Source organism: Alkalihalobacillus sp. BA299 (assembly GCF_017745675.1).
Classification (GTDB): domain Bacteria; phylum Bacillota; class Bacilli; order Bacillales; family Bacillaceae_F; genus Alkalihalobacterium.
Genome location: NZ_JAFLJM010000013.1, coordinates 127,545 through 146,089, shown reverse-complemented (window position 1 = coordinate 146,089; position 18,545 = coordinate 127,545). Strand labels below are relative to the sequence as shown.

The following is an 18,545-nucleotide window of genomic DNA, read 5'->3' as shown; positions in this document are numbered from 1 at the left end:
AGATTGCTAGATAGTTACACTATGAAACCTCTTTAAAATTAATTACCTCTTCATACATACTATTTCTCTCAATAAAAAATGACTTTCTTAAACCCATCGTTTGATTTTTTTATACGACTTTACTTCACGAAAACTTTTCTTTCCTTCTTTGTTCATACCTAAATAGGATTCGCGAACCCCTTCATTCGATAGTAACTGATCAACAGGCCCTTCCATTACAATCCTGCCATTTTCCATAATGTAACCAAAATCCGCTATAGAAAGAGCAACATTTGCATTTTGCTCAACAACGAGGATCGAAGTCCCTTCTTCTTGGTTAATCTGTTTAATATTTTGAAATATTTCTTTAACTAGGAGTGGTGCAATTCCAAGGGATGGCTCATCTAATAATAAGATCTTTGGCTTTGCCATAATTCCTCTACCTATAGCAAGCATCTGCTGCTCTCCACCTGATAGAAGGCCAGACGCTCTACTTCTAAGTGAATTTAATTTTGGAAAGTAATGATACACTCTATCTAAATCACCTTGAATATTTTTTCGGTCTTTTCTCGTATAAGCTCCCGCTAGTAAGTTCTCTTCGACCGTCAGATGCTTAAATACTCTTCTTCCTTCTATACATTGAAAAACACCTTTTTTCACTATTTTATCCGGGTCAATTCCACTAATCTTTTCCCCTTCAAATTCAATGTAGCCGTCTGTTACTTGCCCCCCCTCACTTTTTAATAATCCTGAGATTGCTTTCAATGTCGTGGATTTACCTGCACCATTACTACCTAAAAGCGCAACTATTTTTCCATCAGGAACTTCTAGGGACATTCCTTTGATTGCTAGAATGATTTTGTTATATACAACCTCAATATTGTTTAGACGGAGCATACTGTACCCTCCTTTATTTCTAAATCACTTTGGAAGAGAGAGTACTAAACGGGAAGTACCCTCTCTAATCTAATTTTATCGATAATCACTTACACCGAAGTAGTCAGTTATTATGTTCCACTCTCCATTATTAAGTTGACCTAAGCGGATTTTGTCTGTACCTGCATGATTATCAGGAGCGAAAGAAACATTTGCACCTAATCCACCTAATTCGAAGTTATCGATCGATTCAATTGCTGCTCGAATGTCTGAGCCTGTCACTTCACCACCAGTTTCAGCAATCGTAAGTCTAATTGCTTCTGCCATAATTGAGGCCGTTGCCCAACCTTGAACGAACTTTTGGTTGATGTCCTCAACTGTTTTACCTTTTGACTCCAAATATTCAACAATTGGCTCCATACCAGGAAGGTCTTCTGTCGGGAAAGCATGAGTTAATACCCCAATATAGCCATCTAAAGCGTCAACCCATTGCTGGTTGTCATCTCCACTAGGAATTAATCCTTCACCAGCTGTCCAGTTTAATCCCATAAATTGAGTATCCCATCCAAGCTGTTTACCATCACGAACTACGTTTCGCGTTTGGTTCCAAGTATAGTTAATGATCGCATAATCTGGAACTTCATTGCTTCTTGCCCATGATTGTAGTGTGGTTTGCGGGTCTGTATCACCAAGTTCAATTTGAATATCTGGAACAATTTCGACGACACCCTCTAAATGCTCTGCAGCGTAATCTTTCATATCTTGAATTGGGGACTCACTAAACGGATGTCCTCCTTGATAGATTAAGGCTACAGTGGCAGGAGATGATCCTTTATGATTTTCTTTTATCCATTCCAGCATCGCTCGCCCTTGATCTGAATAACTTGCAGCTACGAGGAAGTTAAATCCACTTTCACTTCCAGTATCTTTTAAATTTTCAGAATATGAAGCTGAGAAAAATGGAATTTTATCATTAATGATTTGTTGACGTAACGCTTCTGTATCCGCTGTTCCCCACCCTAAAACAGCAGCAACTTCATGACGGTCTCTTAATGATTGATATACTTGTTGGGCTCTGCTCGTATCATAGGCATAGTCTTCACCAATAAAGTCGATTTTGTACCCGTCTACTCCACCCTTTGAATTGAGGTATTCAAAGTAAGCCCTCTCTCCTTCTGCATAAGGAGCACCTACATCCCCAGTAGCTCCAGTCTCATCAAAAAGTCCACCTAATTTAATCACTTTTTCTGAATCAGCGTCATTTGATGTATCACTTGATGCTTCATTTCCTCCACATCCTGCAAGTAACCCTAAGGCAAGTACTGAAGTTGCAACTGTTGCCATCGTTTTTCTCCAATGACTTTTTCTCATTTCATTTCCCCCTTAAATTGATACATCTTTTTATTGGATGAAGATCTCCTTTATGTAAGAGACTTCGGAACCATTTTTTTAAGATTTTAGTAGTAGTTGAAAAGTTTTAATAAGAAAATGGCCATAGCCTGAAATAATTTTTTATGTTATTCCAAATGTGGACTAAGCCACCAGGCTCAAAAATTAAGAACAAAATGATGACTAATCCGAAGACAAATTCACGAAATGACGTAAGTAAATGGTAGGCATTGGGCATGTAAATCATCAGGAATTCAACCATATACCCTAAACCAACAGGTAATAAGGTGATAAAAATAGCTCCTAATATAGCGCCAAATACGCTACCTAATCCACCAACTAAAATCATCGCTAAGTACTGAATAGACACCTGAATACTATAAAGTTCTACTGTTACGACCATCGTGTAATGGGCAAGAAGTGCTCCAGCAATTCCAACGATAAATGAGCTTATCGCAAACGACATCACTTTGTAGCTAAATAAGTTAATACCCATTATTTGTGCAGCAACGTCTCTGTCACGCACCGCTAGAAACGCACGACCCGCTCGTGTTCGAAATAAATTAAGCGCATAAATCGTCGTCAATACTGCAATCGATAAACACAGGAAATAGTAACTGTTGTGGCTAGCGAACGAAAATCCTCCAATAGATGGGCGATTTAATACCATCCCTGCTCCTCCACCTGTTAAGCTACTCCAACGACCAATGATCCAAAGAATAACCACTTGGGCTGCTAATGTTGCGATTGCTAAATATAAGCCTTTTAGCCTTAAAGATGGAATTCCGAACAACCCTCCAATAACTGCAGTAACTAATCCAGCGAGCGGTAGTGCAATCCAAAAACTCCACCCTAGCGTCATTGTTAATATAGCTGAAGTGTATCCACCTACGGCTAAGAAGGCACCAACCCCTACTGATATTTGGCCTGTAAATCCAGTTAAAATATTTAACCCTATTGCTCCAATAACAGCAATTGCACATAATGTAGCTAAACCAACTACATAATTGGAGGCTATTAACGGAAACAAAAATAGTAAAACGACAATAACTAACATCCTTAATTTCATTTGTGGCGTACGAAATAGTTCCATATCTTTACTATAACTCGTCTTGTAGTTTCCACATTCCATCACGAATGGATTCCTCATTTATTCACACCCTTTCTATTCCGCCTTTACCAAAGAGACCATTTGGTTTAAGCATTAATATTATCGTTACAATAATGAATGGGATTACTTCCTTTAATCCCCCTCCAAAGATAGGTTGCAAATAACCTGCAGCTAAATTTTGGATAATCCCAATAATGAACCCGCCAATAATTGCACCTGGAATACTATCTAACCCCCCTAAAATTACAACTGGGAGTACAGCGAGACCGATCGTTGCCATAGAAGCGTTAACGCCATTGATATTACCTAGTAAAACTCCACCTACAGCTGCAACTAATGCTGCAATCCCCCAAGTGATTGCATAAACAGATTTAACACTAATGCCCATCGACAGTGCAGCCATTTGATCATCTGCAACCGCTCGCATTGCTAGACCCATTTTGGAGTATTTGAAAAAGATTGTAAAAATAACAAGTAAAGCCATAACGATAATAAATGACCATAAGTATACAGGAGCGATAATGATTTCTCCCATCCGAATAGGAGTTTGTGAAAAAATTGGTGGGTACGATTTTGTTTGATGTCCCCAAATCATATGAACTAAACCAGTTAACAAGCTAGCTAAACCAATGGTTGCCATTATGACTGAGATGACTGGAGCATTTATTAGAGGTCTTAGTACGACTCGCTCAATTGCCATTCCTAGAAGGGCATTGAACACTAGGGTAATTAATACTGCGATAATAAATGGAATTTTATATACTGCGACTAGAGTAAGACAAATATATGAACCAATTAAAACGAGTTCACCGTTTGCTAGATTCAGTGCATCACTTGCTTTATAAATAAGGACAAATCCTAAAGCAACTAATGCGTAAATACTACCAACAACAACACCGGTTATGAGTAGTTGCAAGAAAAAGCTCATACTTTTATGCCACCTCCTTATTTGTATCTAAATCAATGACTTCTAAGTTTGTATTCACATCATTTTGATTTCTGTCATTGTAGGTTAAAGTCACTTGACCGTTTGATGAGTATAACCCTTCGAGAAGAGATTGGTATTTTTCTTCTAAGTAACTACGACGGATTTTTTGTGTACGTGTTAGTTCACCATCATCGGCATCAAGCTCTTTATTGAAGATGACAATCTTTTTAATTTTTGCTTCAGTTTTCATAGCTTTCATAATACGAGCAACTTCTTTTTCAATTAATTGGAGCACTTCCTTTTTTGTTGATAAATCCGCATAGGTTGTATAAACAATTTGATTTTTTTCAGCCCAACGTCCTACGTTTGCCATATCAATGTTGATCATCGATACTAAATACGGCTTATTCTTACCGTAAACGAGTGCTTCTTTAATAAAACGACTATTTTTTAACTTATTCTCATAATAGCTTGGTGCAAGGGTCTCGCCATTTAATGTAGTAAAAATACTCTTTAGCTGATCTTTAATATACAGATGACCATCATCATCCAACTTTCCGTGATCTCCTAATGGAATCCATTCATCTGATAGTGAATTTTCGATATATGGTTCTTTATAATATCCAATAAATTGACCTGGACTTTTTATAAGTACTTCATTTTCTTCTGAAATTTTAGCTTGTGTATTTGGTAAAGGTAGTCCGACACTTGTTAGACTCATATCATTATCTCTTTGCACAAACGCAATCCCACACACTTCTGTTGCACCGTAGCACTGCTTCACATTAACTCCTAGCGAATGAAAGAAATGGATTGCTTCCTCTCCAAGTGGAGCTCCATTATTGTAAACACGCTTAATTCGTGATAATCCAAGATGATCACGAATAGCACTAAAGATGAGGAAATCACCTATCCCATACATCAATTTCGTAGTAAATGTAACCTTTTTATTGTTTAATTTTGCATCTGCCACTATATTTCCGTACGGCTTAAAAAATTCGTAAACTTTTCTTTTAAACCAAGTCGTACCATCGATTCTCAGCTTAAATCTTGAAATCATATTTTCATATGTCCTTGGTGGAGCAAATAATGAGTGTGGACCGATTTCTCTCAAATCGTTGAGTACAGTAGTCGGTTGTTCAGGAAAGTTGACTGCTACTCCTTTACAAAGTGACATCGTTATACTCATCATTTGTTCTCCTATCCAAGCAAGTGGTAAAAATGATAAGTAATCATCTTTTTCTTCCATACGATCTACTTCTGCTAGACTGAATGCTGTCTGGATTAAGTTACTATGACTTAACATTACCCCTTTTGGATCCCCAGTTGAACCAGATGTATACGAAATGATTGCAACATCACTTCCGAGTACCTGTTCAGTTTTTTCACGAAAAAACTCTAGATTCTTCTGATCAAAGGCCTCCCCTTTTACTTGCAAATCTTTCATATAAATCAATTTTTGATTCGTATATTTCCTCAAACTTTTATTATTGTAATAAATTATTTTTTCTACAAATGGGATCGAATCTTCTATTTCAAGTAGCTTATCTACCTGTTCTTGATCTTCAGCGATGACAACTTTTGCATCACAATGATTTAAGTAATAAATCAACTCATCACCCATTGCATCTTGGTAAATTCCTACTGCAATCCCACCTAAACATTGTGCGGCCAACTGCGAATATAACCACTGCGGTCGATTATCTCCTAGAATGGCTAATTTATCACCTTTTTTAAAACCTATTTCAGAGGCAAGCCCTAAACTTAATGTACGAACATTTTCCAAATATTCAGCCCACGTAATTTCATTCCATATACCGAGCTCTTTTTGTCTCAATGCTACTTGGTCACCCATCTTTATTCCTCGTTCAATTAAAAGATAGGGTAATGTTTTTTCTGTTGACATCCTATTAGTCCTCCTCCCTTAAATAGCTTCCTCACCAATATAAGCTTTAATGACATCCTGATTATTTTGAATTTCAGTAGGAGTGCCAAATCCTATTTGTTTTCCAAAATCTAGTACGGCAATCGAATCAGATAAGTCCATAACAACCCCTAAATCATGCTCAATTAATACAACAGTTATATTTTTTAGTTCATGCATATCTAATATAAATCTCGACATATCTTCTTTTTCGGAGGAATTCATACCTGCCATTGGCTCATCTAAAAGTATTAATTCGGGCTCTAAAGCGAGTGCTCTTCCTACTTCTACTCTTTTTTGTAACCCATAAGAAAGAGTACCAACTGGAGTATGACGATAATCTTGCAATTGTAAGAAGTCAATCACCTCTTCTACCGATCTTCGGTGCACCACTTCTTCCTTCTGTGCTGCTCCCCAATATATTCCACCCTTCAATAAACCTGATTTCATTAAAGTGTGTCGCCCTAACTTTAAATTATCAAGTACTGACATATGAGCAAAAAGGGCAATATTTTGGAAGGCTCTAGAAATACCTAGCGTCGTTCTTTTATAAGGCTTCATATTTAAAATTTCTTGGCCTTTGAAACGAATCGAACCATTTGAAGGACGATATAAGCCACTAATGCAATTCAACATACTCGTTTTTCCGGCACCATTTGGCCCGATGAGCGAAAAAATTTCACCTTCATTAATATGGTAGCTAACATCATTCAATGCTTTAACACCACCAAATTGAAGTGAAACATTTTCCACCTCCAATATAGCTCCCATGCAATTTCCCCCTTTTTCTCATTAATCTGGTAATTTGTAAGCGCTATCATGATTATAAAGATGAGCATGTGTTCATGTCAACACAAAATTTATAATTTTAAGAAAATTCAAAACTGAATTATGTATATACTAGCTTACCAAGAAAAACGCAAGCGCCCGTTCAGCGGCGTATGGACTGGAGCCCCACCGTATGAGATAAAGGAAACACGGCGAGATTCATCGAGCCGATTACACCTGCAGCTAGACATGAAAAGCGGAAGGTGTCTGCTTATCGGCGACAAGCGCTGGAGGACCAGCAATTAGTGTCTTGACTTTTAGACACGTTTGATGGACCGAAGCGACCTCGAGCCGATGACACCTGCAGCTAGACATCCTCTAAATTTATGCTTTCTTATTCTTTAAAAAAACGAAACCTAACGATATTCTTAGTCGTAGAGCTTCGTAATAAAATTGTAGCTCCTACAAACTCTAGACAAGCACAGATGAATGTAATTAATGAATTAACGGGTGCATTAAAAAATTTATTTGCCCTAAGAGAAGCATACCCGGATTTAAAAGCAAACCAGAACTTTATGATGCTTTAAGAAGAGCTTTCCGCAACAGAAAATGAAATAGCGTATGCAAGACAGCTCTATAATAATACCGTGATGAAGTACAATACGAAGATACAGTATTTATTTTGTTTGTTATGGCAGTTGGTGCAACATTTACTTATATTTCATATAAAGAAATCTATATTTGTATAGTAATGGCGATCGTCATTGGTGGAGCATATGCACTATTTATGGTGCTTTCAAGTACGAATGTCGTCATGAGAATGAACCATGCAAAAGAAGTTGCGACAAAAACTGATCATCCACATTTATGGAACTCAGTTGAAAATCTAGCAATGGTAGCTCGAATCCCTCAACCTAAGATATATATTATTAATGATCCAAGTCCTAATGTAGTTAATGATTATCAGACTTAAAGTAAGGGTACACTACACTTACTTTAAGTCTTTTTTGTTTTTTCTCCCAAACTAAAGAAATATGTCAAACTATGTCGAATATATTTAAATTTTATGTTATATTAATATCGCTTGTTTATCTTTAACGGTTTAAAGGAGGAAATTTCTTGAATAATCAACTAGGAAATCAACCAAGAGAACAATGGGGATCACGCCTAGGATTTATTTTGGCAGCCATGGGGTCAGCTGTTGGGCTAGGTAATATATGGCGTTTTTCTTATGTAACAGGAGAGAATGGCGGAGCCGCATTTTTAATAATTTATTTTCTTTGTATAATATTAATCGGTATTCCCATCTTAATGGCAGAATTTACAATCGGCCGACGTGCGCAGAGTGATGTCGTTGGTTCATTTCAAACACTGGCGCCAAGAAAACCCTGGGTAATTGGTGGATTTATAGGAGTAGCTTCAGCGTTCATTATTCTTTCTTTTTATGGAGTAATTGCGGGTTGGACTTTATTTTATTTTACTAATTATTTAACAGGTACACTGTGGAGCGCTCCATCTGAAGGATACGGAGCTTATTTTGATACCTTCATTACCCATCCTACTTACCCAATTATTTGGCAATTTATTTTTATGGGACTTACAATTGCCGTAGTATTAATTGGGGTAAAAAATGGGATTGAAAAAACAAATAAAATTTTAATGCCTATTCTAGCAGTTTTATTGATTGTTTTAGCAGGGTACAGTTTAACGTTAGGAGGGGCTAAAGAAGGACTATTATTTTTATTTTCACCTGACTGGTCTGCCTTCAAAAATCCAGAAGTATACTTAGCAGGACTAGGTCAAGCATTTTTCTCTCTCAGCTTAGGTATGGGAGCCCTTATAACGTATGGTAGTTATTTATCAAAAGAAGAAAAATTACCTGGTGCCGCATACAGCGTAGCATCACTGGATACATTGTTTGCAGTTATTGCTGGAATTATGATTTTCCCGGCTGTTTTTGCTTTTGGAATTGAACCGGGCTATGGTGCAGGCCTTGCCTTTGTGACACTTCCTGATATTTTTGATAGCATAGCACTTGGTGGATTGGTCGGATTAGCCTTCTTCTTCTTACTAGTAGCAGCTGGTCTTTCATCAGCTGTTTCACTTCTTGAAGTTGCTGTGGCTTATTTTATTAGAAGATTTAGCTGGAGTCGTAGGTTTGCTACCATCGTTATTGGTAGCATAATTTTCTTACTTGGCATCCCTTCTTCTTTAGGCTTAGGAGCTTGGTCACATATTACCATCTTTAATAAAAGTATATTGGATAGTATGGATTTTCTAGCTTCTAACATTTTTTTACCAATCGGTGGATTAATTATTGCATTATTTGTAGGATGGGGTTGGAATAAGTCAGAGGCGATGAAAGAATCTGATTTCGGTGATACATTCATTGGCCACCTTTGGATTTTTATCCTTCGATTTATCGCTCCAATCGCAATCGTGCTGATTTTCTTAAGTGCAATCGGACTTTTTTAACGACAAAAAGCGTGTGTGTTAAACTGACATACACGCTTTGTTTATTTATTCTAGTTGTAAAGTAACGGTAAAGGTAGTAATTTCATCATTAGAAAAACAAGTAATTTCCCCATTATGTTTTTCAATAATTTTTTTACTTACATACAGACCAATACCTGTACCTAACTTTTTGGTAGTAAAAAATGGTTCAAATATCGTACTTTGTACATGTTTTGGAATGGTAGGTCCATTATTTGAAACTGAAATGTTTATTTTCCCATCTGCTGTAACATTTGATTCGATTTTGATCTCTTTTTTATCATCATTATTCTTTAGTGCATCAATTGAGTTCATGATTAAGTTAATAAACACTTGACGAATTTCCTCACGGTAGCCTTTTACAGTTTTCTGTTCACCAATTTCAGTCAGTACAACTACATCACCATCAGCAATACTCGGATAGACAAACTCAATAATTTCATCAATTAACACCTTTATATCAAAATCCTCTTTATGCTGATGGGAATTAGTATCTCTTCTCGAAGCTAGTAAAAATTGAGAGATTCGAAAATTTAATTGTTCCAATTCATGCATAATGATATCTATATATTTAACCTCTTTGTCTTCTTCTTTCAGTAATTTTACAAACCCCATTACAGCAGTCAGCGGATTCCTAAATTCATGGACAAAACTTGAAGACATTTGACCAAGGAGTGTCAATCGATCTTTATGAGATTGCTCTATAAATAAGTTTTTATCTTGTAATTGTACATCTTTTAGTTCAGTATACTTATATACAGCATGGTATATAAATTGATCAAAACAAAAATTAATTTTATTAATAATCGGTTGCAAGCTTTTCACTGATAAATCAATTTCTTCTAGTGATTGAAAAATAACACTTCTCCCTAGGTTCACATTGTAAATAAATTCACCGATATTTACGTCAGTTGTCGCACGTTCGATCGCAACTTTATATGCTAGGTCTTTAACTACTTCATCTTGGTAAGGGTTTTTCAAACAATATATTAGGAGCTCAAACATAGCTTTCCCATTATCTTGAACAGTATCTGAAAATAGGTCAGCATCAGAAATACGTACATTTCTCCTCCAATAGGAAAGAAATCTTTCTGTATTTACCTCTAAATATTTACAAAATTTGTCTTCTACCTCTACCATTATATAATCTCCTTCATACCTATTTAACAATCTCTACCTCTACTATACAAAAGAATTAATAATCCGACAATTATTTTCAAAATAGTTTGTTATTTAAATAGATACTTATATCCAACACTATGCGAAATTTATACCTCTTATTATATTAAATAAGGCAGGAGCAATAATGCCCTGCCGATGCCTCTTGTATTTAAAATTTAAATGTATTCCTTTTATTCTATCGTACAATTTCTTTAGACGGAGTATGCTCCTTAATGACATCTGTTAATATTTTCATTCCTGCTTCTAACTTTTCCGGAGTCGAGTGGGTATAGTTTAAGCGCAATGTGTTTTGCTTCCCTTTTCCTACGTAAAAAGGAGCTCCTGGAACATAGGCAACACCTTTTTTTACCGCTATGTTAAGTAATTCTGTTGTATTAATTCTTTTATCTAGTTCGATCCAAAAAAACATACCGCCTTTTGGAACGACATAAGACATGCCAGGGAGGTTTGCTTTTTCTAATTCACGTAACATAATGTTCATCCTAGATTGGTACACCTCTATCAAATTACGAATATGCCCATCCAAATCAAAATTATTACACAAATGAAATAGCGCTTGTTGCGATAAGGAATTCGAATGTAAATCATTTGCCTGCTTCGCTTGGGACATAATTCTAATAATTTGATGTGGTCCAGCAATCCACCCTGTTCTCAATGCAGGCACTGCTGTTTTAGAAAACGTACTTGTATATAAAACATGCGTACCTTCTTCATCAAAAGAAGCAATTGGATAATACGTTTCATTTGGATCAAATTGTATATCACCGTAAGGGTCATCTTCAAAAATAATCACATGATATTTTTGTGCGAGTCTTAAGACCATTTTTCTACGCTCGTTCGACCACACTTTTCCCGCTGGATTTGAAAAGGTAGGAACAACATATATGCACTTCGGTTTATATTTTTTAATTTTTTGTATTAAATCATATTCAACCATACCATGCTCATCGGACTCTACTGGAATGACTTTCGCCTCATATGATTCAAAAACTTGTAGTGCTGCTAGGTAGGTCGGATTTTCAGTTAGAATAATATCTCCAGGATTAAACGTTACCCGAGAAAATAAATCAATCGCTTGCTGCGAACCAGTCGTTAGTAATATTTCTTCTGAATTGTAGCAATCAATATTTTTTCGCTTCATCCGCTCAATTAATAATTCTCGAAGTGGCAGAAACCCTTCTGTTTCAATATATTGTAATGACTTCTTCCCAGACCTGAATGTTTCCTCAAAAGCTTCTCTAATACCATCAAGAGGAAACAAATCATCGTCAGGTAGGCCGCCTGCAAATGAAATGACATTTCCTTTTGAAACTACCTTTAAAATATCTCGAACAGCCGAAGATTGAAGATGACGTACTCGTTTTGCAAATGCATATTTCATAATTTACACCTCTAATTTATTCGGAATTTTAAATAAATATACCTTATTCCGAAAGAAAGTCAATAAGGATAAGGAAAATTCACAGTAAACGTCGTACCAATATTTTCTTTACTCGTTACTGATATTTTTCCATTGTGATTTTCAATGATGCCAAATGAGATCATCAGTCCCAAACCCGTACCGTTTTCTTTCATTGAGAAAAATGGTCGGCCAATCGCTTCAAGTTTGTCCTCAGGTATGCCAATTCCTTGATCCTTTACGCTAATCATCACCTGATCCTCTTCTCGTTTAACTTCAAGGGAAATTTCACCGCCATTTGGCATTGCATCAATCGCATTTTTGATTAAGTTGATAAACACTTGCTTTAATTGGTTCTCATCACAATTAACTAATAGTTCTGCTTCAGAATAATTACAATTAATTTGTACATTTTGTATATTACATTGTGGTTGAAGGATAGCCACTACTTGGTCTAGAATTGCAATTATATTTTTGTCACTTAATGTTGTTGCATTTGGTTTAGCTAATAAGAGTAATTCATTTAGTATTAATTCAATTCGATTAAATTCTTCATTCATGATTTTATAATAAAGTTGTTTCTCTGATTCCCCCGATTGGATAAGTTGTAAAAACCCCTTTAAGGAGGTCAAAGGATTTCGAATTTCATGGGCAATGCCTGCTGCCATCTGCCCGACTAATGATAGTTTTTCTGATTTCTGTAGAAATTCCTTTGTCTTTTTAATTTCCGTTATATCTCTAAACGTAACAACTGAGCCAATATATTGATCATTTTCTATAATCGGATTTGTCATATACTCTACATCAAAGCTTGATCCATCTTTTCGCCAAAATACATCGTCTGCTACGTGGATAATTTCCCCAGTTCTTAACGATTTATATACTGGGCATTCTTCAATTGAAACGTTCTCACCTTGCTTATTCGTGTGGTGAATTAAATCATGGAAATTACTTCCTATCAATTCTTCCCGTTCAAAACCTACCATCTCTTCAGCTGCTTTATTCCAAAAGATGACATTAGCATTTAAATCTATTCCATAGATGCCATCTGAGATGGAATCTAAGATTAATTGATGAATTTGATGAAACTTCTTCAATTCTTTCTCTTTTTCAATTTGTTTACTAATATCATAAATATCAACAAGGTAGAGAGACGTATCTTTGTTTTCTTGCATGTTTAGCAACGAAAAATGTAATGCTACCCAAATCTCGTCACCATTTTTTTGTATAAATCGTTGATCAATAATAATTTTACCTTCAATATCAGGAGGATTACCATTAAATAAGTATGTAGTCTTCTGTAGATCATCAGGATGACAGAGTTGTGGTAAATATAGATTATGTAAATCGGCTTTAGAAAAGCCTAAAATATTACATAATGTCCTATTAACCATATAAAGCCTTCCATCTAACGTAACGATTGCTTTACCGTTAGAGGCATACTCAAAAGCATTCTGATATAAAGCCTGTTCTACTTGACTATTAGAAAGTTTAATCACACCAGTATCCTCCATACTAAGAGTATTTCTATCACCGCTAGGTCAATATTACTTTTATTTTACCTTAGTTTGATCATTAAAGTAACAATTTTTCCTGTAATTTGTAAATTTGTTCTATTTACTAGGCTGCTTTCGTAAACTTTGCAGCAAACATTTGAAAAGAACATTTTCTAAAAAATAAGCTGTTTTCGTAAACTTTGTTGCTATTGGACCGTTTTTTGAACATAAATCAGCCAGATGGACAAATTCATTTGTCCATCTGGCTGATTTATGTTCAAAGGCTTCACGCCAAAGCGTGAAGAACCAAGCTTTCCGCTTGGTTAACGGTCCAATAGCTAAAAGCAACAATCTTTTAGAAAAGAGCCAAAAAATAAGAACCACACCCCTATTGAATGTGGTTCTTACGCATCACAAGTATTTCCTGTGCATTTTCTTTCCATCATACGTAAATACGATTTTCTTATCATTGATTACTGTTTCCATATGAGTCGATCGCCCCCATAATTGATGAATATAAGGCATAACCTTTTCTAAATAACCGACATCTAATTCAGTGCCTTCATATTGATGGGTAATGTACAACTCTCCATTTTTTAAATAATCGCCATCTGTTACCGTAATATATGGAAAACCTCCATTAACTCTTGACTGAACGAGCTGGTCACGAATATTCTCCCATTCTTTATCAATAATTTTATAATCCGAACCTTGTTTTTGGAATAAAAATAAATCTTCTCGATTGACGAGGTCTTTCGTTAAGTAGTTTCGAATGAAAGAAATATCTGACTCTATTTCTCTAACCTCGTAAATTTTTTCCCTTCCACTTCCAGGTGTAACTCCTTGTCGCTCCTGCATATCCTTTGTTGGATTGTTATACCGCTCCTCAATATCTTCAAAGATCTTTAAACCAAGATAGTATGGGTTAATGCTTGTTTTTGAAGGTTGAACAACACCAGAATTTAGTTTTGCATATTCAATGGCCTCATCTGTTGTTAAGGAGAGCTCTCTCATTATTCTAATATGCCAGTACGAGGCCCATCCTTCGTTCATAATTTTTGTTTCTAGTTGTGGCCAAAAGTAAAGCATCTCTTCCCTCATCATCGTCAATATATCCCTCTGCCATGGCTCAAGTTCACGACTATACTCTTCTATAAATAACAATAAGTCTTTTTCCGGTTTAGGCGGAAACTTCTTCTTCTTCTTTTTTCGTTCAACGGGCTTTTTATCTTCAAGTTCCCATAAATCATCATAAGGAGAGTTTACTTTTGGAGCTACCTCTTCCTCTTCTTCATCAAGTGACCAAGCTAACTTAGAGCGTAAGAGACTTGGATCAATATGTTCTTGGATCGATAATATGGCATCCAAAAACTTCTCAACTTCTTCTCTTCCATAAATCATTTCATAACGATAAATTCGCTCTGCTGTTGCACTCATGCTTTCAACCATATCCCGTCTCGTATTTGAGAACCGGACATTATTTTTGAAAAAGTCACAATGAGCTAAAACGTGAGCTACAATAAGTTTATTTTGGACAAGGGTATTTGAATCGAGTAGAAAAGCATAACAAGGATCAGAGTTAATAACCAACTCATAAATTTTACTTAAACCTAAATCATACTGGAGTTTCATTTTGTGAAATTGTTTCCCAAAACTCCAATGGGAAAATCGTGTCGGCATCCCATATGCACCAAACGTATAAATGATATCAGCAGGACAGATTTCATACCTCATCGGGAAAAAGTCTAAACCAAAACCTTGGGCAATCTCAGTAATTTCATTAATTGCATATTCTAACTCCTTTTGTTCATGCGGTAGCATAGTCGACCCTCCTCTAGTCTTCCGTTATAACAATTTATGAAAAAGAAAGACAAATGATGAGAAGGAATTATAGATTCGGCAAAATTAAATGAAACAAAATGCAGTTGTATCTAATTTTGATTACAACTGCATCTTCTAGTGATCTATCTATTAACTATTTAGTTCTCCCGCAAATTTATACTGTTGGACAGCACTGTGTTTTACAACATGGATGTTGACTCTTTACTGTTTTTTTCTTTGAAACTAGACTCATCAATAACCTCATTATATTAAAACGTTCTTTCTTATCAACTTTATTTCCCCTGTTCACTTCTTGATACACCTTCTTAATATTTTCTTGTTTATATTTAGCTAAAGCACGATATTCGAATTCATTCATATTTTCCATTCTCCTTTCAATTACAGCAATTATTTGATTTTATACTTTCTTGCTCTGTATCTTCCCATGTATAGAAAAACTCCCACTCATTTCCATCTGGATCTGTAACCCAAAATTTATCTTGTCTGGCATAACAACAAACCGTATTCATTTCTTCTCGGGTTAAGCTTTCTTGGTCATTCATGCGATCTTTATGATTATTAATGTCTTCAGGTCGGTCTACTTGAATACCAAAATGATTAATTTGATTTCCTTCGACTGTCGGACGGACATTTAGAGTAAAGTTTAAAGACAAGGCAGGAATTAAATATTTTGCATAATTTTCTTTTACTTTTACTGGTTCCGCTGCAAATAGTTTCGTATAAAACTTAATTGACTCAGATAAACTTGTAACATTTAATCCAACATGAATATTCATTAAAAATCGCCCCTTTAATCAAATAATATTGATGTTTAAATCAAAAAAAATTGATTTATTTATCAAAAATCGAGACCAAGGTTTATTACTAGCCTCGAAACAAACAACATAATTGTTCTGAAAGAAGATGATTTACTTGTTCATCATTAAGCATATAATAACTCCAAGTCCCTTTCGTTTCCTTCTTTATTAAAGCTGCATTTAAAAGAATCTTTAAATGATAAGAAATTTTCGATTGCGGCATTTGAAAGGTATCACATAAATCACAGACACAAACCTTTCCCCGTTGTGTTAATTCATACATAATTTCAAGCCGTTTCTTATCCGCTAATGCTTTAAACTTCGCTTCGTATTCCGCAAAAGTTCTTTCTAAGTTTAGATCTAAAAGTGGAATTTCCTTCACTTTTTTTCACCACCAAAAATTATCATCCTGTTAATAATATTGTATACCCATATTTTTCTTTTTACAACTAAAAAATCAATTTTTTTTGATGTAACAGTTCGACAAAATAATTTATAAAAGAAGAAAAGGAGTCGATTCTATTTAAATCGCCCCTTTTCCCATTCCATTATCGTTGTTCAATTAATTGATTGATTTGATTCATTAACTGTATTTTAAGTTCTTTTAACCATTCTTGACTTTCTTCCAAAGTTGGGCGCTTCACACCAAAATAAAATTTAATTTTCGGTTCAGTACCTGATGGACGCATGCATATCCATGACCCATCCTCTAATGTATATTTCAATACATTTGATACAGGTAACGATAAAGCTTCATTACGGTTCTCGATTAAGTAAGCACGTTCCTGGGTTTGATAGTCTTCTGCAATCGTCACTTTTTCTCCAACTAGCTCCTGTAGTGGGTTTTGCCTGAAATAAGAAAGGATTGACTGTATTTGTTCTACTCCTGCTTTACCTTTTAACGTTAGTGATTCTAACCCTTCTTGATAAAATCCATATTTTTCAAATACTTCCAAAAGCCCTTCATATAATGTCATTCCCCGAGATTTATAATACGTTGCCATCTCAGCAGCTAATAAGCAAGCTTGAACAGCATCTTTATCACGAACAAAGTCTCCAACTAAATAACCATAGCTTTCCTCATAACCAAATAAAAACTTTTTCGATCCTGTTTCTTCATATTCTTTTATTTTTTCACCGATAAACTTAAAGCCTGTCAGCGTATCAACCGCTTCAAGTCCATACTCCTCGGCAATCACTCTTCCTAATTCAGAAGTAACTATCGTCTTTAATACTACTCCATTTTCCGGGAGACTTCCCTGCTCTTGCTTTTGTGAAAGAATATATTCTAGCATAAGAGCTCCGGTTTGATTTCCTGTTAATACAACGTATTCTCCTTGGTCATTTCTCGCCGCAATTCCTACTCGATCTGCATCGGGATCGGTAGCAATTAATACATCTGCATCGTGTTCATTTCCATACTGAATGGCAATTTCAAACGCAGCATGCTCTTCGGGATTTGGAGACTTAACTGTTGAGAAATTCGGATCTGGTAGCTCTTGTTCTTTTACTACAACAATATTTTTAAACCCGCTCGTTTCCAATACACGGCGAACAGGGATATTAGCTGTTCCGTGAAGAGGTGTAAATACAATGTTTACATCACTTCCTTTTGCGACGACCATCTCTGGATTGACGATAATCGTTTGTAATTCATTATTGTAGGCTAAATCAATTTCTTCATCAATTACTTTTAATAGTTGAGATGCTTTTAAATCGCTTTCACTAGCTACATCAATTAATAATTCATCTTCTACTTCATTAACCTTTTCAATCAGAGCGTTTGCTGGTCCTGGCGGAAGTTGACAACCATCTGGACCATATACTTTATATCCATTGTATTCAGGAGGATTGTGACTCGCTGTAATGACAATTCCCCCAAACGCTTTTAAGTACCGGACAGCAAAAGATAGCTCTGGGGTTGGACGTAAATCACGGAATAAGTAGGTTTGAATCCCATGCTTTCCTAATGTTAAAGCGGCCTCTTTAGCAAATTCAGGAGATTTATGCCTGCAATCATAAGCAATAACAACTCCTTGCTTTTTTGCTTCTGCTCCAAATTCTGAAATATATCGAGCAAAGCCTTCAGAAGCTTTGCGAATTGTATATGTATTCATGCGGTTAGGTCCAGGACCAATTTCTCCTCGCATACCACCAGTACCAAACTCTAACCCTTTATAAAAACAATCTTCCAATCGGATCTCATCTTCCTTTAAGTTCTCCAAGGCCTCTTTTAAATCCGTTTCTAAACCACCAAAATTCACCCATCTACTATAAGCTTGTTTCCAGACCATAGTCTCCTCCTTGTCTTCTACATGTGCTAACATTTAGTTTTATTAGTAAACTCTTATTTTATTTCCC

General features: G+C 35.7%; 16 protein-coding genes and 1 pseudogene. 3 read left to right on the top strand and 14 right to left on the bottom strand.

What is annotated here, in order from left to right; all coding sequences use genetic code 11:
• Window positions 1-87 precede the first annotated feature (87 nt).
• The 6 genes from J0N78_RS17305 to J0N78_RS17280 form a co-directional block, all read right to left on the bottom strand.
• Complete coding sequence (locus J0N78_RS17305; protein ID WP_209124320.1) at window positions 88-876, bottom strand: ABC transporter ATP-binding protein; 789 nt, start codon at window positions 874-876, stop codon at window positions 88-90.
• 75 nt (window positions 877-951) lie between these two features.
• Window positions 952-2,226: an ABC transporter substrate-binding protein gene (locus J0N78_RS17300; RefSeq protein ID WP_209124319.1), complete on the bottom strand. Its 1,275-nt coding sequence runs from the start codon at window positions 2,224-2,226 to the stop codon at window positions 952-954.
• 106 nt (window positions 2,227-2,332) lie between these two features.
• Window positions 2,333-3,394 carry a branched-chain amino acid ABC transporter permease gene (locus tag J0N78_RS17295; protein WP_209124318.1) on the bottom strand — a complete coding sequence of 354 codons (1,062 nt, stop codon included), beginning with the start codon at window positions 3,392-3,394 and terminating at the stop codon, window positions 2,333-2,335.
• Window positions 3,395-3,398: 4 nt separating this feature from the next.
• Entirely contained in the window at window positions 3,399-4,283 is an 885-nt protein-coding gene (locus J0N78_RS17290) for a branched-chain amino acid ABC transporter permease (protein WP_209124317.1), read from the bottom strand.
• A 4-nt stretch (window positions 4,284-4,287) separates the two neighbouring features.
• Window positions 4,288-6,189 carry an AMP-binding protein gene (locus J0N78_RS17285; protein ID WP_209124316.1) on the bottom strand — a complete coding sequence of 634 codons (1,902 nt, stop codon included), beginning with the start codon at window positions 6,187-6,189 and terminating at the stop codon, window positions 4,288-4,290.
• A gap of 18 nt (window positions 6,190-6,207) precedes the next feature.
• Complete coding sequence (locus J0N78_RS17280; protein WP_209124315.1) at window positions 6,208-6,978, bottom strand: ABC transporter ATP-binding protein; 771 nt, start codon at window positions 6,976-6,978, stop codon at window positions 6,208-6,210.
• Between the two features lie 383 nt (window positions 6,979-7,361).
• On the opposite strand from J0N78_RS17280, the pseudogene J0N78_RS17275 reads away from it, so the two are divergent.
• The 3 genes and pseudogenes from J0N78_RS17275 (at window position 7,362) to J0N78_RS17265 (ending at window position 9,450) form a co-directional block, all read left to right on the top strand.
• A pseudogene (locus J0N78_RS17275) lies at window positions 7,362-7,724 on the top strand (LemA family protein).
• Window positions 7,658-7,948 carry a M48 family metallopeptidase gene (locus J0N78_RS17270; protein WP_209124343.1) on the top strand — a complete coding sequence of 97 codons (291 nt, stop codon included), beginning with the start codon at window positions 7,658-7,660 and terminating at the stop codon, window positions 7,946-7,948. The pseudogene J0N78_RS17275 and the gene J0N78_RS17270 overlap by 67 nt, the downstream one beginning before the upstream one ends.
• A 146-nt stretch (window positions 7,949-8,094) precedes the next feature.
• Window positions 8,095-9,450, top strand: a complete 1,356-nt coding sequence (locus J0N78_RS17265) for a sodium-dependent transporter (protein ID WP_280637244.1) — start codon at window positions 8,095-8,097, stop codon at window positions 9,448-9,450.
• Between the two features lie 45 nt (window positions 9,451-9,495).
• Here J0N78_RS17265 and J0N78_RS17260 read toward each other — a convergent pair whose 3' ends face one another.
• The 8 genes from J0N78_RS17260 to J0N78_RS17225 all read right to left on the bottom strand — a co-directional run bounded on the left by J0N78_RS17260 (window position 9,496) and on the right by J0N78_RS17225 (window position 18,478).
• Complete coding sequence (locus J0N78_RS17260) at window positions 9,496-10,608, bottom strand: histidine kinase N-terminal domain-containing protein (RefSeq protein WP_209124314.1); 1,113 nt, start codon at window positions 10,606-10,608, stop codon at window positions 9,496-9,498.
• Between the two features lie 217 nt (window positions 10,609-10,825).
• Window positions 10,826-12,031: an aminotransferase-like domain-containing protein gene (locus J0N78_RS17255; RefSeq protein WP_209124313.1), complete on the bottom strand. Its 1,206-nt coding sequence runs from the start codon at window positions 12,029-12,031 to the stop codon at window positions 10,826-10,828.
• Window positions 12,032-12,090: 59 nt separating this feature from the next.
• Complete coding sequence (locus J0N78_RS17250; protein WP_209124312.1) at window positions 12,091-13,548, bottom strand: PAS domain S-box protein; 1,458 nt, start codon at window positions 13,546-13,548, stop codon at window positions 12,091-12,093.
• Between the two features lie 408 nt (window positions 13,549-13,956).
• A complete protein-coding gene (locus J0N78_RS17245; RefSeq protein WP_209124311.1) occupies window positions 13,957-15,366 on the bottom strand; it encodes a SpoVR family protein in 1,410 nt (469 codons plus the stop codon).
• 175 nt (window positions 15,367-15,541) lie between these two features.
• A complete protein-coding gene (locus J0N78_RS17240) occupies window positions 15,542-15,745 on the bottom strand; it encodes a hypothetical protein (protein WP_209124310.1) in 204 nt (67 codons plus the stop codon).
• A gap of 16 nt (window positions 15,746-15,761) precedes the next feature.
• On the bottom strand, window positions 15,762-16,163 hold the full coding sequence (locus J0N78_RS17235; RefSeq protein WP_209124309.1) for an ArsI/CadI family heavy metal resistance metalloenzyme: 402 nt from the start codon (window positions 16,161-16,163) through the stop codon (window positions 15,762-15,764).
• Between the two features lie 88 nt (window positions 16,164-16,251).
• Complete coding sequence (locus J0N78_RS17230; protein WP_209124308.1) at window positions 16,252-16,566, bottom strand: ArsR/SmtB family transcription factor; 315 nt, start codon at window positions 16,564-16,566, stop codon at window positions 16,252-16,254.
• 166 nt (window positions 16,567-16,732) lie between these two features.
• On the bottom strand, window positions 16,733-18,478 hold the full coding sequence (locus J0N78_RS17225) for a phospho-sugar mutase (protein WP_209124307.1): 1,746 nt from the start codon (window positions 18,476-18,478) through the stop codon (window positions 16,733-16,735).
• Window positions 18,479-18,545 lie beyond the last annotated feature (67 nt).